Here is a 21066-nt window from a genome sequence, read left to right as displayed (position 1 = left end):
ATCAGTTCCCGAACAGGCGATTGCGCAGTGCAATCGAGACTTCATAGCTGGAGCGGTAGCGGCCGTCAGGCTTGTCACTGCTGGCAAAGCCAACGCCGAGTACCGACAGCGGGTTGGCCGGCGTGCTCGAAGACGACGGCGTCGGGCTGCGTGCCAGCAGCCCCACCTGCACCTGCCCCACCCGCAGCCACTGCGCGGCACCGGCAGCGTTAGCGTTGCTGCTGACGCCAGTCGCGGCGGCCAGGCGGGTGATGTTGCCGGCCGGCGGCGTGCCCAGGCTGATGTTGGCGGTACTGTCCAGGCCATACAGCAGCTGCAGGCTTTCGATGCCTTCCACAAGTTCTTCATTGACCGCATAGGCGCCAGCACTGTTGGCGCGCGCACGACGCAGGCCCGGCTGACCGGTCTCCGGATTGATGCCGACGTAATAGACCATCGACTCGGCGCGATAGAGCATCGTCTGCCCGGTCGGCTGCGCGGCATAGCGCGACAGGTCCAGCGAGGGCGCGGTCACACGTGCCGCACTCAACGTACCGGCGAAGATGTCCGCATGGGCACAGTCGGCGATGCCGAACAAGGTCGGTGCCGCCACGCCCCCCGAGGTGAGCCTGGCCACCCGGGTGCTGTCCATGTCCAGTAGCGCATTGCCGCCGCTGGACGAAATGCCGGTCACCGGCACCCCCTCAGGGGCCAGGTAGCGCAGTACCAGCACATCGCTTCCGCCTGCCGGCGCAGGGCTGAGCCGGGTGATCGCTGCCGGCAACGCTGACGGTGCGGACCATGTCGCCCCGAGTGCGAGCCTCCCGCCCGGCGCGGTTCCCGGTGCATCGAAGCCCTGGATGGAAACGCTGAAATCAAGCGGGCTGCCATCGCCCGAGGATGCACCCAGATGCGATACCGGATCGCCTTGGTTCTTCACCACGTGGGCCTGGTCGTTCACGCAGCCCATGTGCCCGGCCATGCGGATGTCTCGCTCAAGGAAATCCAGCGCGAAACGGGCGTTCTCCTGCACGCGCGAGGCCCCCTCGGACAGTCGCGAGGCAGCCTGCGAGGCCATGAAGACCTGCACCACCCCCAGCATCAGCACCAGGCTGATTACCAGGGCGATCATCAGTTCCACCAGCGACAGGCCGGCCATGGTGGCACGTCGGTTCAGGCGCATGCTCACAGCTCCGTAGCCAATGCAAAGGTGGTGGCCTTGTCCGGGTCATCCGGATCCCAGCGCTGGTCGCCCCAGGTGATCGCCACATTGACCACGCCGCCATTGAAGGTGACATTGGCGCCTGCATCGTCGCCCAGCGCCTTCACCACCTGGCATTGCCAGCGCGCGATCTTCTTTTCAATGGAGACGTCGCCGGTATCGCTGGTGCACGCGGTGGCGGCGGTCTTGCTGCCTGCCGCGAACGACGCGCCGGTGTACCAGGCCGCCTGGAAGCGGTTGCTGCGCATCTGCTCGGTCAGGTCGTACGCAAGGTTGGTGGCCTGGGTTCGATAATTGGCGCTCTGCACGAATCGGACGTTCATGGTCTGCAAGAGAGCAAAACCCAGCAGGCCGAACGCCAACACGATGATGGCGATCAGTACTTCAAGCAGGGTGAAGCCCCCGGCCTGGCGCGCACGGAAGGTACGGGTGGTCATGGACAGGCTTCCTTGGTGCTGCGGATCTGCCCGGAGGCGTTCACCGTCAGTGTGCGCTTGTGCAGTGCGCCCTTGCTGCAGACGTCCGGCTCCAGCCGTACATCCTGCTCGGCGCTGGCGCGGCGACGGCCGCGCCCGTCAAAGGCGATCTCCGTGGCCGGCCCAGTGATCTTCAGCTTGGGATTGCCACTGACGAAGCGCAGGACGGTTTCACCTGCCGACAGCGCACCATCGCCATTGGCATCGGCAAAGGCCAGCATGCCGCCCGACCAGCCACCATCACAGCTGGCACCGTCGCTGCTTCCACAGACGCCGCCACCGCGGTTGCTGCGGATCGCCTCGCTGCGGGCAAGACTGAGCAGGCCCAGGACCTCGTTGTTGGTCGAGCTCACCCGGCTCGAACGGATCGTGCTCTGGAAACTTGGAAAGGCGATCGCAGCCAGGACCGCCACCACGGCGATGGTGACCATCAGCTCGATCAAGGTGAAGCCGTTTTCCCGGCGCAAAGACATTGGACGCTCCCCAGCGTGTTGGTGGCCACGATGGGCCATCGCCCCGCCACCGGCAAGCGGCGGCAGGATGAACGGTCAATCCGGGGCGACGGGCGTCAAAGGCTTGACGACCCGTCCTCCCCTGCCAGTGCCGGCGCGATCCCCATCACGCCGGCCCGGGTTCAGGCCAGCACCTGGTAGCAGGGCTGGTACTCGCCGGAGATCTTCATCCGGCGCTGCTCGACGAAGGCGCGCAGCAGCGCATCCAGCGCCTGCATCATGTCCGGGTCGCCGTGGATCTGGAACGGCCCGAACTGCTCGATGCGGCGCATGCCGTCTTCCTTCACGTTGCCGGCGACGATGCCCGAGAACGCGCGGCGCAGGTCGGCCGCCAGCGCGTGCGGGGCACGCCCATGGTGCAGGTCCAGCGCGGCCATCGCTTCGTGGGTGGGTACGAACGGCTGCTGGTACTCCCACGGAATCTCGATCGACCAGTTGAAGAAGAACGAGTCCTTCTGCGCCAGACGGTGCTCGCGCACGCGCTTGATGCCGTTGGCCATCTTCTTCGCAACCGCCACCGGGTCGCCGATGATGATCTCGTAGCGATCGGCAGCCGCATCGCCCAGGGTCAGGCGGATGAAGCGATCAATCTGCTCGAAGTACGGTGCCGCTACCGTCGGGCCGGTCAGGATCAGCGGGAACGGCAGGTCCTTGTTCTCCTCGCGCAGCAGGATGCCGAGCAGGTACAGGATCTCTTCGGCGGTACCGACGCCACCGGCGAACACGATGATGCCGTGGCCGATGCGGACGAAGGCCTCAAGGCGCTTCTCGATGTCCGGCATGATCACCAGGTGGTTGACGATCGGGTTCGGCGACTCGGCGGCGATGATGCCCGGCTCGGTCAGGCCGATGTAACGCGTCACGGTACGGCGCTGCTTGGCGTGGGCGATGGTGGCACCCTTCATCGGGCCCTTCATCGCACCCGGGCCACAGCCGGTGCAGATGTCCAGGCCGCGCAGGCCCAGTTCATAGCCCACCTGCTTGGTGTACAGGTATTCGTCGCGCGAGATCGAGTGTCCGCCCCAGCACACCACCAGGTTCGGATCACCCGGATTGAGGATGCGCGCGTTGCGCAGCAGGCCGAACACCGCGTTGGTGATGCCCTCGGATGACTCCAGCTCGGCCGCGTAGGCCGGGCCCATTTCGATGGCCATGTAGGCCAGGTCGCGCACGACGGCGAACAGCAGTTCGGCGACACCGCGGATGATCTCGCCGTCGACGAAGGCCATCGCCGGTGCGTTGACCAGATCGATGCGCACGCCGCGATCCTGCTGCGCTACCTGGATGTCGAAATCAGGGTAGAGATCGCGCGCGGCGCGCGGATCGTCCGAGGCGCTGCCGCTGGTCAGCACGGCCAGCGCGCAGCGGCGCAGCAGCTCATGCATGCCGCCGGCGGAGGCATCGCGCAGGCGTGCCACCTCGGCCCGCGACAGCACATCCAGCCCACCGCGCGGGTAGATCCGGGCATCCTGCACCGGCAGTGCACGGGCCGATTTTTCGTTCGTGGTCATATCCAATTTTTCGCTTCCTTCAAGGTTTCCGACTGTACTGCCGCCCCCTTAAAAAGCAAAACGGCCGGGAAGCCCGACCGTTGGATGTGTGCCGCCCGCGTCCGCCATTCCGGGACCGCATCGGCGGCGTTGGCACCGCGCACATTTCTGGATGCTACGCCGTTGCCCCACGCCCTGCAAGGACTTTCGCCTGAACGGAAAACGGCCGGGTTTCCCCGGCCGTTTCCACTTACCACTTCAAGCGCTGATGGATCAGAACTTGTACTTCAGGGTCAGCTGCATCGACCAACGCGACACGGCGGTGTTGCCCTTGTCGTTGTTGTTTTCCTGCACCGACGGGTTGTCGGTCGAACCAGTGAAGGAGTACACGTACTTGCCGGTGGCCGGATCGATACCTGCGTAGTTGGCAACGCGACGGGTCGAGTAGAAGCCGTAGTCGTCGATCAGGCCCCACTTCTTGTTCAGCAGGTTGCCGACATTCATGATGTCCAGAGCGACTTCACCCTTGTGCCCCTTCATGAAGCCCGGGAATTCCTGGCTGACGCGGACGTCGAAGCTGTTGACCCACGAGGCGCGGTGGCGGTTGGCCGGGACCACGCTGCCACGGTAGGCATCGAGTTCCGGGTTCTGCGCCAGCCAGTCGAAGAACTGCTTCTCCATCGCGGCACCGCCGGTGAACAGCACGTCGCCCGGACCCTTCGGCACGTAGAACAGGTCGTTGGTGGCAGCACCGTCGCCGTTGGCATCGTTGTAGAAGATGTAGCTGTACGGACGGCCCGAACGGCCTTCGTAGAACAGGCCGACGCGGGTAGCGTTGTCACCGAAGAAGTTGTGCTTCCACTCCAGGGTGCCGGTGACGCGGTCCTTCATCGCATAACGCGAGTTGTAGGCCACGTTCTCGTTGGCATTGAAGATCAGCGTGTTGTTCCAGTTCGAGGTGTTCTGCGAGCTGGACAGCGGGCTGACTTCGGTGGACTTGGTGTAGGTGTAACCCAGCGACCAGCCCCAGTTCTCGGTCAACGGCTTGGCCAGCGAGAAGGTGGCCTGGGTGCCGCGGCCCTTGTCGGTGTTGCGCAGGACCAGAACGTCGCCGATGTCCTTCGGACGGTTGAAACGATCAACTGCATTTTTGGTACCGGTGGAGATGCCGTAGTCGACACCCTTATCGATGCGAGTGTTCGCCGAGTTGCGTCCAGCATCGTTCCAGTAGATCGCGCGGCCGTCCTGACCGAAGGCGGTCGGCGCCGACACGTCCAGGCGGTCGAAGTAGATGCCGTCCTTGACCTTGGTGAACAGCACTTCGGCCGACGCCACGATGCCGTACCACGGCAGCTCATGGTCGAACGCCAGGTTGGCCTTCCACACCGACGGCAGGCGGGTGCCCGGCGCGATGATGTCAACGTTCTGACGGGCCGAAGCCGGGCCACCGGCCGGGATGTACGGGTTGTTGCCGTCCGGAGTGAAGGCACCGGCCGGGATGCTGCGCTCGTCGTACTCGATGTAGTTCAGGCCGGTGTTCTGGTAGGCACCTGCCAGCCACACGTTCGGGGCGGCGCCGCCGAACAGGCCCACGCCACCGCGCAGCTGGGTCGGGCGATCGCTGTCGAAGGTGTAGTTGAAGCCGACGCGCGGCTGCACCAGGTTCTTGTCGACCAGCTTGGTGTTGTTGAAGCCGTACAGCTGCTCGATGCGCGGGTTGTACAGGCGCTGGGTGCTGAAGTCAGGCATGTCGATGCGCACGCCGAACATCAGGTTCAGGTTGTAGTTGATCGCCCAGGTGTCCTGCACGAACACGCCGGTGTTCTTCAGGGTGAAGTCGGCCGGGATGTCGCTGCGGCTGCCATCGGCGCGCGGAGCACGCAGCTGGTAGCGCGAAGCCTTGCCCGCCAGGAAATCGTTGACGCTGTTGAATTCGTACACGCCGTTGAGGTTGCGGCCGTAGAAGTTCATCAGGTCATTCTTCGAGTAATCGAAGCCGAACTTGACGGTGTGGTCACCGATGTACCAGGTACCGGCACCAAAGGCGCTCAGTTCCTTCGACTCGACGATGTTGACGTGGGTGTTCTGTTCGGTACCGACGTACAGCGAATCGTTGCCCGACTTGATGCGGATCTGCGGCATGTCCACCAGCGGGACGCGGTTGGCCGAGTAATCCTTGTGCGAGACCTTGAACTCGGTCGAGAAGTTCTCGGACCAGTCACTGAACAGTTCGCCCATCCAGGTTTCGTACTGGGTCGGCTGCTGGTACCAGAAGTTGCTCAGCGAGATGGCGCTGCTGCTGACCTGCGGGAAGCGAACGACGTTCTGCTCCATCTTGTTGTAGCGCAGGGCCGCACGGTGGTTCTCGTTGATGTTCCAGTCCAGCTTGACCGCATACTCTTCGATCTCGGTCTTGCTGTTCGGCGCCGCCAGGCTGCCCGGGTCGTAGCCCAGCTTGCCCAGGAAGTTCTGGACGTCGGTGATCTGCTGCTGGGTGATGGTGCCACGGCCGATCGGCGTGTCGCTCAGGGCGACGCCGGCAGCCGAGCGCTCGTACTTTTCATAGTTGGTGAAGAAGAACAGCTTGTCCTTGACGATCGGACCGCCGAAGGTCATGCCGTAGGTCTTCTCGTCCTCGAAGCCGTTGAAGTCCTGCTTGTCACCTTCCAGGCGCGAGCGGACCATGTCCTTGTCGCGGTACGAACCGTACACGGTGCCGTGGAATTCATTGTTACCCGACTTGGTCACGGCGTTGATCACCGCGCCGGTGCCACCGGCGATGGTGGTGTCGTAGTTGGCCAGGTCGATGTTGATTTCCTGGATGGCGTCCATCGACACCGGCTGACGCTCGGTCGGCAGGTTGTTGGAACCCAGGCCGAACGGATCGGAGGCGCTGATGCCGTCGATGCGGATGGCGTTGTAACGGGTGTTCTGGCCGCCGGCCGAGATCGCGCCGTCCGCCTTGCTGACCTGCGAGATGCGCGGGTCGAGACGCACGTAGTCCTGGATGTTGCGGCTGGCCGACGGCAGCGCATCCATCGTTTCGCGGGTCACGTTGGTGCCGGTGCCCATCTTGTTGGCACTGAACAGGTCCAGGCCGCCGGCGGTGGCAACAACGTTCACCGCGTCCAGGTTGGTTGCAGCCAGGTCACCGCCCAGGTTGGCGTTGACGGTGTTGACCTGGTTCAGGTTCAGGTAGACACCTTCCTCGGTCTTGGTGCCTTCACCGGACTTGGTGATGGTGATGGTGTACGGACCACCCACGCGCAGGCCGCGCGCGTTGTATCGGCCCGACGCATCGGTGGTGGCACGCGAAACAGTGCCCGACTCGGTGTGCGTGATGGTGACTTCAGCGCCGGCGACAGGCTGGCCTGCAGCGGACATCACCTGGCCGCCGACACCGGCGGAGGTGCTGCTCTGGGCGAAGGCGGGAGCGGCAGCAAGTGCAGCCACGAGACCAAGGGTAAGCTTGGACATCCGGAGTGGGTGGGTCATTTTTCGGTAGCCTCGATGCGAGTTGGCGATGGCGGAAAAAAAGCGCATCCAAGCAGCCCTGCGGGTGGCTGATCGGAGAGTTATCTGGGGTTCCCTACCGCTCGGCTGAAGGCAGCCCTAACGGTTAACACTAGATTAACACGCTACGCCATCATTGTGACGGTTGTGCGACAAACGGCACCGGTTCGCAACGCAATCGTGACGGGTTCTTCACTCCGTCTTTCCACAGGGCTCACCTTTCCCGGGGCGTCTCACTGGCATCGAGAATCTGCCCGCGCCAGGTGCTCCCAGCGGCGGACAGCAGGGTCACCGCGGCGGCCGCCGCGGCTTCCGGGCCTTGCGCAGCCGGGTCCTGGTCCACGGAATAGGCGCGGGCCCGAAGCGCCGTGCGCAGGGGGCCGGGGTACAGGCCGCTGACCCGGATGGGACTGCGGCCCAGTTCATCGTGCAGGCTGGCGATCAGGCCACGCAGGCCGTGCTGGGCCACGCCATACCCCCCCCAATAGGCCTGCCCCACCCGGTCGGGGGCATCGACCGCGAACACCATGGCGGCATCCTCGCGTTGCCGCAGCAGCGGCAGGCAGGCCTGGGCCAGCCAGGCCGGTGCGGTCAGGGTGACATGGACCGCACGGGCGAAACTGGCCGGGTCAGCCAGTTCAAACGGAGTCAGCCCGGGGAAATGCGCGGCGCAGACCAGCAGTCCATCCAGTCGCCCCAGCTCGCGCTGCAGGGCCTGGGCCAGTTCGGCATAGTCATCGGGGCTGGCGCCTTCCAGGTCCAGCGGGTACAGAAGCGGTTCCGGACCGACCGCCTGGACCTGGGCATAGACCCGGTCCAGCCGGCGCGGCTTGCGTCCCAACAGGACCACGGTGGCACCGGCTGCGGCTGCGGCGACCGCCGCGGCACTGCCCAGCCCTCCCCCGGCGCCGGCGACCAGTACGACGCGATCCTGCAACGGGCGGCCATCGATCGCCCCGTCAGTCGGTGACGTCGACGGCCAGGCACTCATCCCTGGGTCGCCTCTTCGACGATGCGCTTGAGCTCGCCGGATTCAAACAGTTCCATGACGATGTCGCAGCCGCCGATCAACTCACCGTTGATGAACAGCTGCGGGAAGGTCGGCAGATTGGAAAAGCGCGGCAGGTTGGCGCGGATCTCCGGCTCTTCGAGCACGTTGACAGTGCGCAGGGTGACGGCGCCGGCTGCCATCAACGCCTGCACGGCGCGACTGGAAAAGCCGCACATCGGGTATTGCGGGGTGCCCTTCATGAACAGCACGAGCGGGTAACGATCGACCTCGGCCTGGATTTGCTGCATTACCGCCACAACCACACTCCTTGCTTCGCCGGACAAACCGACCGTGATGGTCGGCTAGACTGCCCACGGTAGCCGCCATTGTAAGCGGATGGAACAGGCTGCCGCCGTCCCCTGGCCACGAACCTGTCCATGCCCGTCGAATTGCCTGCCCTGCCCTACCTCCCCGGCTCCCTGCAGCCCCACCTGTCCGCGCAGACCGTTGAGTTGCATCACGGCCGCCACCACCGCGCCTACGTTGACGCGGTCAACGCCGGCACTCTCGGCACCGAGTGGGAGGAGGCGTCACTGGAAGAGATCGTGCGCCATGCCCAGGGCACGCTGTTCGATGCGGCCGCCCAGGCCTGGAACCACGGCTTCTATTGGCAGTGCCTGCGCCCGCGCGGCGGCGGCGAGCCGCAGGGCCGGCTGGGCGAGCTGGTCAAGCGCCAGTTCGGTGACGCGCAGCGCCTGCGCGAGGAATTCAACCGCACCGCGCTGGGCCTGTTCGGCTCGGGCTGGGTGTGGCTGGTGCAGCACCCCGGTGGCCAGCTCGGCATCCAGGCCACCCGCAACGCCGGCACGCCACTGACCGGCGAAAGCACCCCGCTGCTGTGCTGCGATGTCTGGGAGCACGCCTACTACACCGATTACCAGAATGATCGCGCGCGTTACCTGGATGCCTTCTGGCAGATGGTCAACTGGGAATTCGCCGAGAGCCAGCTGCGCTGAGGCAGCGGCTCGGTCACGGGGTAGTGCCGGCCGCTGCCCGGCAACCCACTGGACGTACAGGGATGCCGGGGTTGCCGGCCAGCGGCCGGCACTACCAAAATGCAGAGCGGAGCGTCACGCGTTCTCGTGCGCGGCCACCGCGTCCATCACCCGCGCCGAATACACCAGCGCGGCGCCGGCATTGAGCGACACCGCCACGCCCAGTGCTTCGGCGATTTCCTCGCGACTGGCGCCCTGCTTCAGCGCAGCGTCCACGTGCACGGTGATGCAGCCGTCGCAGCGGGTGGTCACCGCCACCGCCAATGCGATCAGCTCACGGGTCTTGGCATCCAGGTGGTTGGTCTGGGCACCGGCATTGGCCAGGGTGGCGTAGCCCTTGACCGTGTCCGGCGAGAGCTTGCCGATCTCGCCGATGCGGCCCTTCAGTTCCTTGCGGTAGGCATTCCAGTCAAGCATGGTCGTGACTCCTGTGAAAGGAGCTCCACGCTACCACCGGCAATGGTGCGCCGATGCCTGCACCGGCGCGCCACACCGTTGCAGGCATACAGGGTTGTGCCGGCCATTGGCCGGCACGCCCGGGCTCAGCGGTTGCGCAGCGCGTGCACTGCCGGCGCCACCTGGGCCTGGCGGTCCAGCTCCAGGCCGACCTGGTCCAGCGCATCGGCCAATGCAGCGGCATCATCGTCGCGCAACGTGGCGTGGCCGACCTTGCGACCTTCGCGCGGCTCCTTGCCGTAATCGTGCCAATGGCCACTGGCCTGACCCAGCACCGGCGCCGGATCGGGCATCGCGCCCAGCCAGTTCAGCATGCAGGCATGGCCGAGCATGCGGGTGCTGCCCAGTGGCAGGCCCAGCACGGCACGCAGGTGGTTCTCGAACTGCGAGGTCTCGCTGCCTTCGATGGTCCAGTGCCCGGAGTTGTGCACGCGCGGTGCCATCTCGTTGGCCAGCAGTTCGCCGTCGCGACAGAACAGCTCCAGTGCGAACACGCCCACATACTGCAGGTGCTCGGCGACGCGGCGGGCATAGCCGATCGCTGCCTGCCGCTCGGCGTCGGACAGCACCGCTGGTGCCACGCTGGCCGACAGCACGCCGTCGACATGCCAGTTGCCGGTGACCGGCCAGGCTTCGAAGCTGCCATCGCGGCCACGCACGGCCACCACGCTGACCTCGCGTTGGAAGGCCACGAAGCCCTCCAGGATCAGTCCGGTGCGCTCCACCTGGGCACCGAGCGCATCCCATGCGGCGTCGATGTCGGCTTCGCTGCGCAGGCGGAACTGACCCTTGCCGTCGTAGCCGAGGCGGCGGGTCTTGAGGATGCACGGCAGGCCGAACTCAGCCGCCTTCGCCGCCAGCTCGTCGCGGTTACGGATGTCGGCGAAGGCCGGCAGCGGAATACCCAGCTGCTGGAACAGGGTCTTCTCGCTCAACCGGTCCTGGGCCACCGCCAGCGCGGCCGGCGGCGGATAGACCGGCACGCGGTCGGCCAGGAACTGTGCACTGTCGGCAGGTACGTTCTCGAAATCGAAGGTGACCACATCGACCTTGGCGGCGAAGTCCGCCAGGGCCTGGCGGTCATCGAAGGCGCCCACGGTGAGCGGCGCCAGCGGGCCGCTGCAGGCGTCGGCGGCCGGGTCGTACAGTTCGAAGCGAAGCCCCAGCGGCGCACCGGCCAGGACCATCATGCGGGCGAGCTGGCCGCCGCCCAGGATGCCGACGGTCAGGCTCATTGGCGCGGATCGTCGTGGGCCATCACGTCTTCGGTCTGGCGTGCACGGAAGGCATCGAGCGCCTGGCCGATCGCCGGCTGGTCGCTGGCCAGCATCGCCGCCGCGAACAGCGCGGCGTTGGAGGCGCCGGCGTTGCCGATGGCGAAGGTGGCGACCGGGATGCCGGCCGGCATCTGCACGATCGACAGCAGGGAATCCATTCCGTTGAGGGCCTTGGACTGCACCGGCACGCCCAGCACCGGCACGGCGGTCTTGGCCGCGATCATGCCTGGCAGGTGCGCGGCCCCGCCGGCACCGGCGATGATCGCGCGCAGGCCACGCGGGCCCGCCTGCTCGGCGTAACTGAACAACACATCCGGCGTCCGATGCGCGGACACCACCTTCACTTCGAACGGAACACCCAGGGCTTCAAGCTTCTGGGCGGCGTGCTGCATGGTTTCCCAGTCGGAACGGGAACCCATGACGATGCCGACAAGCGGCGCGATCGGGTTGGGGGTCATTGGCCGTCACCTGCCTTAAAGACGTATTCTAGCCGTCTTCCACGCAAGACGAAGAACCATGGATCGCAAGCTGCTCGACCTGCTGGTGTCCCCGGACACCCGCCAGCCCCTGTCCCTGCTGGATGGCAAGGGCCTGGAAGCCCTCAACAAGGCCATTTCCGCCGGCACGGTGACCAAGGCCGATGGCAACCCGCTGGCGCAGCCGCTGCGCGAGGCGCTGGTCACCCGTGACCGCAAGCAGGTGTTCCGCGTCGACGACGGCATCCCGGTGCTGCTGGCCGAGGAAGCCATTCCGACCGCCCAGATCGCCGACTTCCCGGCCGCATGAGCACGCTGCCGACGCCGGATGCGGCCGTTGTCGCCGCCGATGTCGCGCGCGCGCTGGCCGAGGACCTGGGCAGCGGTGACGTCACCGCCGCCCTGCTCCCCGACCAGGCCGACAGCGCCTACCTGCTGTGCAAGCAGGATGCGGTGATCGCCGGGCGGCCCTGGTTCGACGCCACCCATCGCGCGCTCGACCCTGACGTGCGCATTGAATGGCACATCGCCGAAGGCGATGCCGTCACCGCCGGCACCGTGCTGGCCCTGCTGCACGGGCGCAGCCGCAGCCTGGTCAGTGCCGAGCGCACATCGCTGAACTTCCTGCAGACGCTGTCCGGCACCGCGACCACCACTGCCCGCTACGTGGCTGCGGTGGCCGGTACCGGTACCCGCATCCTCGACACCCGCAAGACCCTGCCCGGCCTGCGCCTGGCACAGAAGTACGCGGTGCGCTGCGGCGGCGGCGAGAACCATCGCTTCGGCCTGTACGACACGGTGATGCTGAAGGAGAACCACATCCGTGCTGCCGCTTCGCTGGCCGCGGCGGTGGCCGCCGCACGCCGGCAGTGGCCTGCGCTGCCACTGGTGGTCGAGGTCGAAGACCTGGCACAGCTGCGCCAGGCGCTCGAAGCCGGTTGCGAACGCATCCTGCTGGATGACTTCAGTCCCGACCTGCGCCGCGAGGCGGTGCGCATCACGGCCGGGCGCATTCCGCTGGAAGTCTCCGGCAGCGTCGGCCTGGGCGGCCTGCGTTCGATCGCCGAGGATGGCGTCGATTGCATCTCCATCGGCGGGCTGACCAAGCATGTGCAGGCCATCGATCTGTCGTTGAAGCTGGGCCCGCCGCCGGCTTGAGGCCTACGCGACCTTGTGGAGCCGAGCGTAGGCTCGCCTCTACACGACCCGGGCGCCTTCACGGCTCGGCTACGCCAGCCTCTGCGACGCTGCGGGCATCCCCCACAGGAGCCGCGCATGCGCCGGATGCTCTTGCCTGCCTGTCTGCTGCTCGCGGCAGCCCCCTTGTCCGCCGCAGCCGCTGAAGCCTGCGATGTCCCTCCCCGCTTCGGCCTGAGCCCATTGGCGGTGGCCATCCGCAATACCGCCTGCAATGAACACCGGCTCTGGTTCCGGCCCTTCATCGATCGCGATGGCCGCGCGGCGAGTCTGAGTGTCACCGAGGCCGAGAACGAACACCTGGCCGACAACGGGCTGATTGCCTGGCAGCGCGTGGCCGGCTACTGGCGCAACAGCGGCACGCTCAACGCGATGGGCAGCATCGCCGGTGCCAGCAGCTGCGTGGCACCGCTGGGTACGCGCTACACCGACAGCGACTGCCGCGCCTTCCTGATCGACAATCCGTGGTCGGCCGCTTTCATTTCCTGGGTGATGGTGCAGGCCGGCGTTCCCGGCTTCAACACGTCGCCGCGCCACATCGACTACATCCGTGCCGCGTACCAGGGCGGCCCCTCGGGCGTGCCGTACCGGCTGGTCGATCCCGCGACCGCAAAGCCCGCACCGGGCGATCTGTTGTGCTTCCTGCGCGACCGCAGCACGACGCTCAGCTACAGCGGGCTGGTGCAGGCGCTGGGCAACGGTTCGGTGGGCCACTGGAAATCGCATTGCGAAGTGGTGGTGGCTGCCAACCTGGGGGGCGACCAGACCCTGTACCTGGTCGGTGGCAACGTGATGAACACCGTGGCAATGCGCCTGCTGCCGCTGGACCGTACCGGATTGATCAAGCTGCCCCCGGCACGCGAACGCAACAGCACCGGCATCGACCCCAGCTGCACGCCGGGCCGCGAGGACGAATGCAGCTTCAACCGCCAGGACTGGGCAGCCCTGCTGCAGTTGACCGCGACCGCGCCATTGGTGATGCCGTCACCCTCCGCAGCGCCGATGCAGGCCGTACCGGCCAACGCGCCCGCAGCACCGATGACGGGCCAGCCACCGCCGAGCCGGTGATACCCGTGCTTGATCCAGCGCGCGTTCGCCGCCATCTTTGCCGGATCGACCTCTGACGGCTGACGCCATGCCTACCCTGCTGCTGTTGCTGATTGCCGGCGGAATCATCTACTTCTTCTGGAACGCCGCACGCTCGGCCGCCGAGCGCGCGGTCGAGCTGGGACGCAATGCCTGCCGCGCCGCCGACGTGCAGTGGCTGGACCAGGCGGTGCACGCCACCGGCCTGCGACTGTCGCGTGGCGAGGATGGCCGGCTCGGTTTCGAGCGCACCTTCAAGTTCGAGTATTCCTACGATGGCATCGATCGCCACGTGGGCCGCATGGTGCTGCGTGGCGACCAGCTGATTTCGTTCACCGGCCCCGGTGCCGCGCGGATCAGCCAGATCCGGCCGGATGCGGAGGATGCCGAGGATGCCTAGGGTTTGAAGATGTGCCGGCCAACGGTCGGCACCCACCGCCAAACGGGCAAAGAAAAACGCCGCCCATCGGGCGGCGTCGGAATGGTTACTTGACCACGCGCAGGTTCGGGCGGCCCTTCGGTGGCGGACTGGCCGGCGGCGTGTCGTCCGGCGGCGTGCCTTCCTCGTGCAGCAGCTCATCGCTGGTCGGTGCGGTTTCGTTGCCCGGAATGTCATCCGGCAATGCCATGCCCTGCCCGGTCTCGCGGGCGTAGACCGCCAGCACGGCGCTGATCGGCACCTGCACCGGGTAGCTGGTTCCGGAGAAGCGGGCCGAGAAGCTCACCATTTCGTTGTCGATCATCAGCCGCACGACAGCACGTTCGGCGATGTTGAGCACGACCCGGCCATCCTTGACCGCCGAAGGCGGGACCTGCACGCCGGGGACGCCGGCGTCGACCAGGATGTGCGGGGTCAGCTGGTTGTCGTTGATCCATTCCACCAGCGCCCGCAGCAGGTACGGGCGGTGGCTGGTCATGTGGAAGAAGTCTTCGGTCATGCGTGAAGTGTACGCGCCCGGCGCCCCGCCGGGGCGGATCGTCTGCACGCCGGTCGGCCTGCAGACGGGTAACGCGGGGCCGGATCAGACCGGCAGATCGCGCAGTTTCTTTTCCTGCTCGGTCAGGCTGCGGACAAATCCCGGATGGCGGAAGATGCGGTTGCCGTAGTCCTCGATCGCCTTGCCATCCTTCGGCAGCGGCACATCCAGCGACTGCAGGCGCCAGATGATCGGCGCCATCGCGCAGTCGGCCAGGCTCATTTCCGGATTGAGGAAGAATTTGCTGGCCTTGAACAGCGGCAGCGAGGCGGTCAGCAGTTCCTTCAGGCGCTTGCGCCCGGCCTCGGCCTGGGTCTTGTTGCCCAGCTGGATGGCCTGCACCTGCGGCACCCAGTCGTGCTCGATGCGCAGCATGGCCAGGCGGATGCGCGCACGCGACAGCGGGTCGACCGGCATCAGTGGCGGATGCGGGTAGCGCTCATCCAGGTATTCGCTGACCACCGATGCGGCGTACAGCACCAGCTCGCGTTCGACCAGGGTCGGCACCGAGTGGTACGGATTGAGGTCGATCAGGTCTTCAGGCGGGTTCTGCGGATCGACCGGAACGAAGTCGAAGGTGACGCCCTTGGCCGCCAGGACCAGGCGTACACGGTGGCACAGTACGTCGTCGTTCGAGGAAAACAGCGTCAGTGTATTGCGCATGCGTACGCTCGCCGCCATCAAAGGCTCTCCCACGACAGGAGACCGCCTGCCGCATCGGCGCCGCCGGCACCGTGCCAGCGGTCGACTCCTCCCCGAGTGTGCAACCGACCATCACAAAAGCCAATAGGCCCACGCGATGGCCGGCGCCAGAATCAGTGAACGTCCTTCCAGTATTCCTTCTTCAGCAGATACAGAAGGAAGGTCAGCAGGGCCAGGAACAGGATCACCCACACGCCCAGCTGCTGGCGCTTGAGTGCGGCCGGTTCGCCGGCGTATTCGAGGAAGTTGGTGATGTCCCGCACGGCCTGGTCGTACTGCCCGGCATCGACCGATCCCGGCGTTTCAATCTTCAGGCCGGTCACCGGCGGGTCCATGCCGGGCGCTTCCGCCTTGCCGTGCACCGCATGCTGCAGCCCCTGCATCTCCCACAGCGGGTTGGGCATGGAGGCGTTGGCGAACAGCGCGTTGTTCCAGCCCAGCGGGCGGCTGCTGTCCAGATAGAACGACTTGAGATAGGTGTAAACCCAGTCACTGCCCCGCACGCGCGAGATCAGGCTGAGATCGGGCGGCATCTTGCCGAACCACTTCTCCGCGTTTTCCTTGGGCATCGCCACCGGGATCGGGTCGCCGATCGCCGAGCCGGTGAAGTTGAGGTTGTTCATCACCTCTTCTTCGGTCAGGCCCAGGTCCTGCGCCATCCGCGAGTAGCGCAGGTACTTCAGCGCATGGCAGCCGGAGCAGTAGTTCATGTACAGCTGCGCACCCCGCTGCAGCGAGGCGCGGTCACCGAGGTCGTTGCCGGCCTGCAGCAGCGTGGTGCCGCCCTCGGCGGCGGAGGCCAGGAAACTGCCCAGCATCAGGGTGGCCGTCAGGGCCAGCCGGACCATCCAGCGCTCAGTCATGCGTGGTCACCCTCTCCGGTACCGGCTTGGTCTTGTCCAACCTTGTCCATAGCGGCATGGTGATGAAGAACGCGAAGTACAGGAAGGTCAGCACCCGCCCGATGTAGGTTTCATGCACGTCGGTGCCCGGGCCGGAGCCGATCACGCCCAGCCACACGAAGCACACCGCCAGCACGCCCAGCATCACCTTCGAGATCCAGCCGCGGTAGCGCACCGACTTTACCCTGGCCTTGTCCAGCCACGGCACCAGGAACAGGATCGCAATGGCCGAGAACATGACCAGCACGCCACCGAGCTTGTTCGGTACCACGCGCAACATCGCGTAGTACGGCGTGTAGTACCAGACCGGCTTGATGTGTTCGGGGGTCACCAGGCGGTTGGCCTCGGTGAAGTTGTCGTGTTCCAGGAACAGGCCGCCGAAGCCCGGTGCGAAGAAGATGATGAAGGCGGCGATGATCAGCAGGAAGCCGGCGCCGACACCATCCTTGAGCGTGTAGTACGGGTGGAACGGAATACCGTCGGCCGGCGCATTCGGCGACCAGCGGTTGCCCTTCGGTCCTTTCTTGATCTCCACGCCATCGGGGTTGTTCGACCCCACTTCGTGCAGCGCGCCCAGATGCAGCACCACCAGCAACAGCAGCACCAGCGGCAGTGCGATGACGTGCAATGCGAAGAAGCGGTTGAGCGTGGCGTCACTGGGCAGGTAATCGCCCATGATCCATTCGGTCAGGCCGTTGCCGATCACCGGTATCGCGCCGAACAGCGAGATGATCACCTTGGCGCCCCAGAACGACATCTGGCCCCACGGCAGCACATAGCCCATGAAGGCTTCGGCCATCAGCACCAGGTAGATCAGCATGCCCAGGATCCACACCAGCTCGCGCGGCTTCTGGTAGCTGCCGTACAGCAGGCCGCGGAACATGTGCAGGTAGACCACGATGAAGAACAGCGAGGCGCCGGTGGAGTGCATGTAGCGGATCAGCCAGCCCCACTCCACATCACGCATGATGTATTCGATGGAGCCGAACGCCTCCGCGGCGCTGGTCTTGTAGTGCATCGTCAGGAAGATGCCGGTGACGATCTGGTTGACCAGCACCAGCAGTGCCAGCGAGCCGAAGTAGTACCAGATGTTGAAGTTCTTCGGCGCGTAGTACTCGCTGACGTGCTTGCGATAGACCGGCATCAGGCCCGGCGCGCGGGCATTGACCCAGTCGGCGACGCCGCTGGCGGTACGGCTGAGGATATTGGCCATCAGGCAGCCCCCTGCGGATCGACACCGATGATGATGGTGTTGTCGTCCTGGTAGTGGTGCGCGGGCACCTTCAGGTTGATCGGCGCCGGCACATCCTTGAAGACGCGGCCGGACATGTCGAAGCGCGACTTGTGGCACGGGCAGAAGTAACCGCCCTTCCACTGCGGGTCATAGGGCTCGGGCCGGATCTCGGCGACCATTTCCGGCGAGCAGCCCAGGTGCGTGCACAGGCCGACCAGCACGGAGATGTCCGGCTTGATCGAGCGCAGCTCGGGGTTCTGCTTCAGCACGTAGTCCGGCTGCTGGTCCTTCTCGCCGGACTCGGGGTCCTTGAGGCGGCCATCCAGCCCGTGCAGTGCATCCAGGATCGCCTTGGACCGCTTGACGATCCAGATCGGCTGGCCACGCCACTCCACGATCAGGCGTTGGCCTTCCTGCAGGGCGCTGATGTCGGCCACGACCGGTGCACCGGCAAGCTTGGCACGGGCACTGGGATTCCAGGATTTGATGAAAGGAACGGCGGTGAATCCGACGCCGACGGCGCCAACCACAGCAGTGGTGGCAGAAAGAAAACGCCGACGTCCGGTGTTGACTGGATCGTGTACCCCATCGTTGGCCATCCGGCACTCCGATATTGATTAGGTAGCTTTAAGGCTGCCAGCGGATCCGGTGGGGGCCAGAGCCGCATTGAATCATGGGCGAGTGTAGCGGAACCGTCGCGCGCCACACAACGCATTGCAACAACATTGATTACGGGGTTGCCGGCCAGCGGCCGGCACTACCTTTCAAAGGAGTGCCGACCAACGGTCGGCACCTACTGGTGACTCAGGGCGGTGCGGTAACGCTCGGCCAGCTGCCCAACCCGGCGCACGTAGTACTGGGTCTCGCTGTAGGGCGGCACGCCACCGTGGCGGTCGACCGCGCCTTCGCCGGCGTTGTAGCCGGCCGCGGCCAGGGTCAGGTCGCCATTGAAGCGCTTCAGCAACCACGCAAGATACTGCACGCCACCACGGATGTTCTGCCCCGCATCATAGGAATCGCTGACCCCGAAGCGCGCGGCTGTCGGCGGCATCAGCTGCATCAGCCCCTGCGCGCCGGCGCGGCTGAGCGCGGTCGGGTTGTAGGCCGATTCGGCGTGGATGATGGCACGCACCACGGCCTCCTCGACGCCGAACTCGCGTGCCGCCGAGGTGATCTCGGCCTGGAACGCGGTGGTGTTCAGGCGCACCGAACCGAAGTCCACGCGCGGGTTGACGCCGCACGCGTAGCAGCGCTCCATGAAACTGTAGCGGATGGTGCGCACCGGACCGAGGTTGGCCACCTGGGTCGGCCGCGCACTGGTGTAGTGGCGCACCCCATCCTTCATGAAGGAATAGACCTGGCCGCTGACCATCCGCCCGGCCCGCGAGGCCGTCGGTGCCGCGGCAGGCGCGGGTGCAGCAGGCGTCGGCGCGACCGCAGCGGGCGCAGCAGCGCTGGCCACCACAGCGACCGGATTGCGTTCGATGCTGGCCACCGAGGTCGGCGCAGGCTTCGGTGCGGCCACCACGGGGCGCGGTGCCGGGCGGGTATCGCGGCTGTAGCTGATGCTGCTGCAGCGCGCGCCGGCCACTCGCTTGCTCACGTAGCTGGTGACCCCGTCGGCGCCCTGGCACTTGTACAGGGTGCCGGCGCTGGCCGGCGCAGCGGTCAGCGCAGCGATGATGATCGCCGTTGTCCCCAGTATCCCCTTCATGCCGCGAGTGTCCCAGCTTCGCCGGGGCTTGCCAAGCGACGCGGCTCAGCCTGTGACCGGCGGCACAGCCAGCACCTGGCCCAATCCGGCCAAACGCTGTGCCAGCTCATCGCGCAGGCCCGGCGGTGTGGTCCACAACGCCACCGGCACGCGGTCCAGGCTGAGGATCTGCGCCAGCATCATGCCGCCGCTCTCGGCGCCCATGCGCAACAGGCAATGGTCGGCGCCATCAGCCTCCAGCACGCCACACCACGGCGGGATGCGCCCTTCCAGCTCGGTGCGGCTGCCGGCCAGGCGGACGATGGCCTGCAGCGCGAAGGGCGCCTGGCTGACCGCCTGCCGCACCATCACGTCCGGGGGCGCGGGCGTGCGTCGATGCATGCCCGGCCCGGCGCATTCGCGCACCGCGCCCATCCGGTCCACGCGCAGGGTGCGCCAGTCCTGCCGGCCCAGATCCCAGGCCAGCAGGTACCAGCGCCGCCCATAGTTGACCAGGTGCTGCGCCTCGACCTCGCGCTGGGTCACCGCCTCCTGCGCACTGCGGTACTCGAAGGCCAGCCGTGACGCCTGCCGGCAATGCTGGGCCAGCCGTCCCAGCAGGCGTGCGTCGGTGGAGGGAAGGTCGGACAGGGTGGCCGTCGCCGCATGCACCTCGCCGGCCTGCTGGCGGCGACGGGTCGGCACCAGCGGGTCGAGCTTGGACAACAGGCCCCGGGCGGTGTCGTCGATGCCAGCGACGGTCGCGGACGCGGCCCGCAGCGCGATCGCCAGGGTGGTCGCCTCTTCCTCGTCCAGCAGCATCGGCAGTACCGGTGCCCCGGCCCCCAGCTGATAGCCGCCACCGACCCCCGACGAGGCCCGGACCGGATAGCCCAGTTCGCGCAGCCGCTCGATATCACGCCGGATGCTGCGCCGGTCCACGCCCATGCGCTCGGCCAGCTCAGCCCCGGACCACTGGCGGCGGGCCTGCAGCAGGGCGATCAGGCGCAGCAGTCGATGGGCGGTATGGCGCATGAAGAATCGAGGACAGAAGTCGTCCGCAATGGTGCCCCAGGATGGCTTCCAGTTCACCACCCACCGCAAGGAGCAATGCCATGACCTCACGCCAGATCACCCTTTACCACGCCGCCCGATCCCGCTCGAGCGGCGCCGTGGCCCTGCTCGAAGCGCTGGGTGCCGACTACCGCATGCAGGTGCTGGACCTGAAGGCCGGCGCCAACCTGGCCCCGGCCTATCTGGCCATCAACCCGATGGGCAAGGTGCCGGCCATCGTCCACAACGGCGCGCTGGTGACCGAACAGGTGGCCATTTATCTGTACCTGGCCGACCTGTATCCGGAAGCCGGGCTGGCGCCGCCGATCGGCGATGCCCTGCGCGGGCCCTACCTGCGCTGGATGGCCTTCTACGGTGCCTGTTTCGAGCCGGCGATGATCGACAAGGCGATGCACCGCGAGCCGCCGCCGCGCATGATGTCGCCGTACAACGACGCCGAGACCGTGCTGCAGGTGGTCGAGGCCCAGCTGGCACAGGGTCGCTACCTGCTCGGCGAGACGATGAGTGCCGCCGACGTGCTGTGGGGCAATGCGCTGGCCTGGACCACGGCCTTCGGTCTGGTGCAGCCTGCGCCGGCCACGGCTGATTACATCGCACGGATGAGCGCGATGACCGCCTTCGACCGTTCGCGGCAGATCGATGCGGAGCTGGCGGCGGCATAAGCAGCGCCGGCTGGCTTTCCTTGTAGAGCCGAGCCCACGCTCGGCTGGCTTCAGTAGAGCCAGGCCATGCCAGGCTGCCCCATGGGAAGCGG

Annotated in this window: 23 protein-coding genes; 6 read left to right on the top strand and 17 right to left on the bottom strand. The window is 66.4% G+C overall.

The features are described from left to right. Position 1: 1 nt before the first annotated feature. From WDC87_RS08545 to grxD, 7 genes are all read right to left on the bottom strand, one after another. Positions 2-1162, bottom strand: a complete 1161-nt coding sequence (locus WDC87_RS08545; protein WP_061478492.1) for a PilW family protein — start codon at positions 1160-1162, stop codon at positions 2-4. 2 nt (positions 1163-1164) lie between these two features. Beyond that, the gene (pilV, locus tag WDC87_RS08540; RefSeq protein ID WP_061478493.1) at positions 1165-1638 is read right to left on the bottom strand and encodes a type IV pilus modification protein PilV; all 474 of its coding nucleotides are present in this window, start codon (positions 1636-1638) and stop codon (positions 1165-1167) included. Continuing rightward, the gene (locus tag WDC87_RS08535) at positions 1635-2150 is read right to left on the bottom strand and encodes a GspH/FimT family pseudopilin (RefSeq protein WP_088497718.1); all 516 of its coding nucleotides are present in this window, start codon (positions 2148-2150) and stop codon (positions 1635-1637) included. The genes pilV and WDC87_RS08535 overlap by 4 nt, the downstream gene beginning before the upstream one ends. 161 nt (positions 2151-2311) lie before the next feature. Next, the gene (ppnN, locus tag WDC87_RS08530) at positions 2312-3700 is read right to left on the bottom strand and encodes a nucleotide 5'-monophosphate nucleosidase PpnN (protein WP_088497717.1); all 1389 of its coding nucleotides are present in this window, start codon (positions 3698-3700) and stop codon (positions 2312-2314) included. A 252-nt stretch (positions 3701-3952) separates the two neighbouring features. Continuing rightward, the gene (locus tag WDC87_RS08525; RefSeq protein WP_252745447.1) at positions 3953-7174 is read right to left on the bottom strand and encodes a carboxypeptidase regulatory-like domain-containing protein; all 3222 of its coding nucleotides are present in this window, start codon (positions 7172-7174) and stop codon (positions 3953-3955) included. Positions 7175-7406: 232 nt separating this feature from the next. After that, on the bottom strand, positions 7407-8183 hold the full coding sequence (locus WDC87_RS08520) for an SDR family NAD(P)-dependent oxidoreductase (RefSeq protein WP_088497715.1): 777 nt from the start codon (positions 8181-8183) through the stop codon (positions 7407-7409). After that, complete coding sequence (grxD, locus tag WDC87_RS08515) at positions 8180-8500, bottom strand: Grx4 family monothiol glutaredoxin (protein ID WP_005415957.1); 321 nt, start codon at positions 8498-8500, stop codon at positions 8180-8182. Before grxD ends, WDC87_RS08520 begins: the two co-directional genes overlap by 4 nt. A gap of 120 nt (positions 8501-8620) precedes the next feature. Here grxD and WDC87_RS08510 point away from each other — a divergent pair, with 120 nt between their 5' ends. After that, positions 8621-9199 (top strand): superoxide dismutase, encoded by a 579-nt coding sequence (locus WDC87_RS08510; RefSeq protein ID WP_032954072.1) that lies wholly within the window; start codon positions 8621-8623, stop codon positions 9197-9199. A gap of 114 nt (positions 9200-9313) precedes the next feature. Here the strand turns inward: WDC87_RS08510 and WDC87_RS08505 are convergent, their stop codons facing one another. The 3 genes from WDC87_RS08505 to purE all read right to left on the bottom strand — a co-directional run bounded on the left by WDC87_RS08505 (position 9314) and on the right by purE (position 11429). Then, entirely contained in the window at positions 9314-9655 is a 342-nt protein-coding gene (locus tag WDC87_RS08505; protein WP_088497714.1) for a carboxymuconolactone decarboxylase family protein, read from the bottom strand. A 125-nt stretch (positions 9656-9780) separates the two neighbouring features. Further along, positions 9781-10929: a 5-(carboxyamino)imidazole ribonucleotide synthase gene (locus WDC87_RS08500; protein ID WP_061478498.1), complete on the bottom strand. Its 1149-nt coding sequence runs from the start codon at positions 10927-10929 to the stop codon at positions 9781-9783. Continuing rightward, positions 10926-11429, bottom strand: coding sequence for a 5-(carboxyamino)imidazole ribonucleotide mutase (gene purE, locus WDC87_RS08495; RefSeq protein ID WP_005412808.1), 504 nt, complete (start codon positions 11427-11429; stop codon positions 10926-10928). The genes WDC87_RS08500 and purE overlap by 4 nt, the downstream gene beginning before the upstream one ends. A 58-nt stretch (positions 11430-11487) precedes the next feature. Between purE and WDC87_RS08490 the strand changes: the two genes are divergently transcribed. From WDC87_RS08490 to WDC87_RS08475, 4 genes are all read left to right on the top strand, one after another. Beyond that, positions 11488-11757, top strand: a complete 270-nt coding sequence (locus WDC87_RS08490) for a Trm112 family protein (protein ID WP_005415953.1) — start codon at positions 11488-11490, stop codon at positions 11755-11757. Continuing rightward, a complete protein-coding gene (gene nadC / locus WDC87_RS08485) occupies positions 11754-12605 on the top strand; it encodes a carboxylating nicotinate-nucleotide diphosphorylase (RefSeq protein WP_252745448.1) in 852 nt (283 codons plus the stop codon). Before WDC87_RS08490 ends, nadC begins: the two co-directional genes overlap by 4 nt. Positions 12606-12722: 117 nt before the next feature. Further along, positions 12723-13712 carry a DUF2272 domain-containing protein gene (locus WDC87_RS08480; RefSeq protein WP_072166751.1) on the top strand — a complete coding sequence of 330 codons (990 nt, stop codon included), beginning with the start codon at positions 12723-12725 and terminating at the stop codon, positions 13710-13712. 67 nt (positions 13713-13779) lie between these two features. Further along, positions 13780-14130 carry a DUF3301 domain-containing protein gene (locus tag WDC87_RS08475; protein ID WP_072166752.1) on the top strand — a complete coding sequence of 117 codons (351 nt, stop codon included), beginning with the start codon at positions 13780-13782 and terminating at the stop codon, positions 14128-14130. An 85-nt stretch (positions 14131-14215) separates the two neighbouring features. Here WDC87_RS08475 and WDC87_RS08470 read toward each other — a convergent pair whose 3' ends face one another. The 7 genes from WDC87_RS08470 to WDC87_RS08440 form a co-directional block, all read right to left on the bottom strand. Further along, positions 14216-14668 carry a ClpXP protease specificity-enhancing factor gene (locus WDC87_RS08470; protein WP_005412806.1) on the bottom strand — a complete coding sequence of 151 codons (453 nt, stop codon included), beginning with the start codon at positions 14666-14668 and terminating at the stop codon, positions 14216-14218. 84 nt (positions 14669-14752) lie between these two features. Beyond that, on the bottom strand, positions 14753-15388 hold the full coding sequence (locus WDC87_RS08465; protein ID WP_005415948.1) for a glutathione S-transferase N-terminal domain-containing protein: 636 nt from the start codon (positions 15386-15388) through the stop codon (positions 14753-14755). Positions 15389-15522: 134 nt separating this feature from the next. Beyond that, positions 15523-16272 carry a cytochrome c1 gene (locus tag WDC87_RS08460; RefSeq protein ID WP_072166753.1) on the bottom strand — a complete coding sequence of 250 codons (750 nt, stop codon included), beginning with the start codon at positions 16270-16272 and terminating at the stop codon, positions 15523-15525. After that, a complete protein-coding gene (locus WDC87_RS08455; RefSeq protein ID WP_005408840.1) occupies positions 16265-17524 on the bottom strand; it encodes a cytochrome bc complex cytochrome b subunit in 1260 nt (419 codons plus the stop codon). Before WDC87_RS08455 ends, WDC87_RS08460 begins: the two co-directional genes overlap by 8 nt. Further along, positions 17524-18144, bottom strand: a complete 621-nt coding sequence (gene petA / locus WDC87_RS08450) for a ubiquinol-cytochrome c reductase iron-sulfur subunit (protein WP_004151998.1) — start codon at positions 18142-18144, stop codon at positions 17524-17526. The genes WDC87_RS08455 and petA overlap by 1 nt, the downstream gene beginning before the upstream one ends. A gap of 194 nt (positions 18145-18338) precedes the next feature. Beyond that, positions 18339-19259, bottom strand: a complete 921-nt coding sequence (locus tag WDC87_RS08445; RefSeq protein WP_252745449.1) for a lytic transglycosylase domain-containing protein — start codon at positions 19257-19259, stop codon at positions 18339-18341. Positions 19260-19304: 45 nt separating this feature from the next. After that, complete coding sequence (locus WDC87_RS08440) at positions 19305-20273, bottom strand: WYL domain-containing protein (RefSeq protein WP_072166755.1); 969 nt, start codon at positions 20271-20273, stop codon at positions 19305-19307. A gap of 80 nt (positions 20274-20353) precedes the next feature. Between WDC87_RS08440 and WDC87_RS08435 the strand changes: the two genes are divergently transcribed. Beyond that, positions 20354-20974 carry a glutathione S-transferase gene (locus WDC87_RS08435; RefSeq protein WP_088497707.1) on the top strand — a complete coding sequence of 207 codons (621 nt, stop codon included), beginning with the start codon at positions 20354-20356 and terminating at the stop codon, positions 20972-20974. Positions 20975-21066: the final 92 nt, after the last annotated feature.

This window comes from Stenotrophomonas maltophilia group sp. Smal12 (genome assembly GCF_037079935.1).
Classification (GTDB): Bacteria; Pseudomonadota; Gammaproteobacteria; order Xanthomonadales; family Xanthomonadaceae; genus Stenotrophomonas; species Stenotrophomonas sepilia.
The sequence above is the reverse complement of the archived record's forward strand: the minus strand, read 5'-3'. Positions and strand labels throughout refer to the sequence as shown.

What these genes read in the sequence shown, in the direction of transcription:
- WDC87_RS08545 (WP_061478492.1), bottom strand. Translation starts at nt 1,162, where the DNA reads ATGCGCCTGAACCGACGTGCCACCATGGCCGGCCTGTCGCTGGTGGAA.
- pilV (WP_061478493.1), bottom strand. Translation starts at nt 1,638, where the DNA reads ATGACCACCCGTACCTTCCGTGCGCGCCAGGCCGGGGGCTTCACCCTG.
- WDC87_RS08535 (WP_088497718.1), bottom strand. Translation starts at nt 2,150, where the DNA reads ATGTCTTTGCGCCGGGAAAACGGCTTCACCTTGATCGAGCTGATGGTC.
- ppnN (WP_088497717.1), bottom strand. Translation starts at nt 3,700, where the DNA reads ATGACCACGAACGAAAAATCGGCCCGTGCACTGCCGGTGCAGGATGCC.
- WDC87_RS08525 (WP_252745447.1), bottom strand. Translation starts at nt 7,174, where the DNA reads ATGACCCACCCACTCCGGATGTCCAAGCTTACCCTTGGTCTCGTGGCT.
- WDC87_RS08520 (WP_088497715.1), bottom strand. Translation starts at nt 8,183, where the DNA reads ATGAGTGCCTGGCCGTCGACGTCACCGACTGACGGGGCGATCGATGGC.
- WDC87_RS08510 (WP_032954072.1), top strand. Translation starts at nt 8,621, where the DNA reads ATGCCCGTCGAATTGCCTGCCCTGCCCTACCTCCCCGGCTCCCTGCAG.
- WDC87_RS08505 (WP_088497714.1), bottom strand. Translation starts at nt 9,655, where the DNA reads ATGCTTGACTGGAATGCCTACCGCAAGGAACTGAAGGGCCGCATCGGC.
- WDC87_RS08500 (WP_061478498.1), bottom strand. Translation starts at nt 10,929, where the DNA reads ATGAGCCTGACCGTCGGCATCCTGGGCGGCGGCCAGCTCGCCCGCATG.
- purE (WP_005412808.1), bottom strand. Translation starts at nt 11,429, where the DNA reads ATGACCCCCAACCCGATCGCGCCGCTTGTCGGCATCGTCATGGGTTCC.
- WDC87_RS08490 (WP_005415953.1), top strand. Translation starts at nt 11,488, where the DNA reads ATGGATCGCAAGCTGCTCGACCTGCTGGTGTCCCCGGACACCCGCCAG.
- nadC (WP_252745448.1), top strand. Translation starts at nt 11,754, where the DNA reads ATGAGCACGCTGCCGACGCCGGATGCGGCCGTTGTCGCCGCCGATGTC.
- WDC87_RS08480 (WP_072166751.1), top strand. Translation starts at nt 12,723, where the DNA reads ATGCGCCGGATGCTCTTGCCTGCCTGTCTGCTGCTCGCGGCAGCCCCC.
- WDC87_RS08475 (WP_072166752.1), top strand. Translation starts at nt 13,780, where the DNA reads ATGCCTACCCTGCTGCTGTTGCTGATTGCCGGCGGAATCATCTACTTC.
- WDC87_RS08470 (WP_005412806.1), bottom strand. Translation starts at nt 14,668, where the DNA reads ATGACCGAAGACTTCTTCCACATGACCAGCCACCGCCCGTACCTGCTG.
- WDC87_RS08465 (WP_005415948.1), bottom strand. Translation starts at nt 15,388, where the DNA reads ATGGCGGCGAGCGTACGCATGCGCAATACACTGACGCTGTTTTCCTCG.
- WDC87_RS08460 (WP_072166753.1), bottom strand. Translation starts at nt 16,272, where the DNA reads ATGACTGAGCGCTGGATGGTCCGGCTGGCCCTGACGGCCACCCTGATG.
- WDC87_RS08455 (WP_005408840.1), bottom strand. Translation starts at nt 17,524, where the DNA reads ATGGCCAATATCCTCAGCCGTACCGCCAGCGGCGTCGCCGACTGGGTC.
- petA (WP_004151998.1), bottom strand. Translation starts at nt 18,144, where the DNA reads ATGGCCAACGATGGGGTACACGATCCAGTCAACACCGGACGTCGGCGT.
- WDC87_RS08445 (WP_252745449.1), bottom strand. Translation starts at nt 19,259, where the DNA reads ATGAAGGGGATACTGGGGACAACGGCGATCATCATCGCTGCGCTGACC.
- WDC87_RS08440 (WP_072166755.1), bottom strand. Translation starts at nt 20,273, where the DNA reads ATGCGCCATACCGCCCATCGACTGCTGCGCCTGATCGCCCTGCTGCAG.
- WDC87_RS08435 (WP_088497707.1), top strand. Translation starts at nt 20,354, where the DNA reads ATGACCTCACGCCAGATCACCCTTTACCACGCCGCCCGATCCCGCTCG.